Origin of the sequence: Streptomyces pseudogriseolus (genome assembly GCA_002154585.1) — a bacterium.
Lineage (GTDB): Bacteria > Actinomycetota > Actinomycetes > Streptomycetales > Streptomycetaceae > Streptomyces > Streptomyces pseudogriseolus.
In genome coordinates this window covers 1-242 of record MUNG01000176.1, presented here as the reverse complement: position 1 = coordinate 242, position 242 = coordinate 1, and the positions used below count along the sequence as shown (strand labels likewise).

At 74.0% G+C, this 242-nt stretch carries 1 pseudogene; it reads left to right on the top strand.

The window, feature by feature from the left end:
* Positions 1 to 225: pseudogene (locus CCN29_RS35945) on the top strand (phthiocerol/phthiodiolone dimycocerosyl transferase family protein); the annotation flags it as partial.
* Positions 226 to 242 lie beyond the last annotated feature (17 nt).

Here is a 242-nt window from a genome sequence, read left to right as displayed (position 1 = left end):
GTGCGTCTGGTGCCGGCCCGGGAGCAGTACTTCCCGCAGGCGGGCCGCAGCCCGCTCATGGCCTGCGTCGTCTCCTTCGACGGCCGGCTGGCCATCGAGTTCCCGCACTACACCGCGTGCTTCAGCCCGGCCTTCATGCGGGACCTGCGCGACGACGTCCGGACCGCGCTGCTCGCCTTCACCGAAACCGGCGACGAGCCGCCCGTCACCGCCGCCGCGGTCTGAGGACCCGGGTCCGGGCC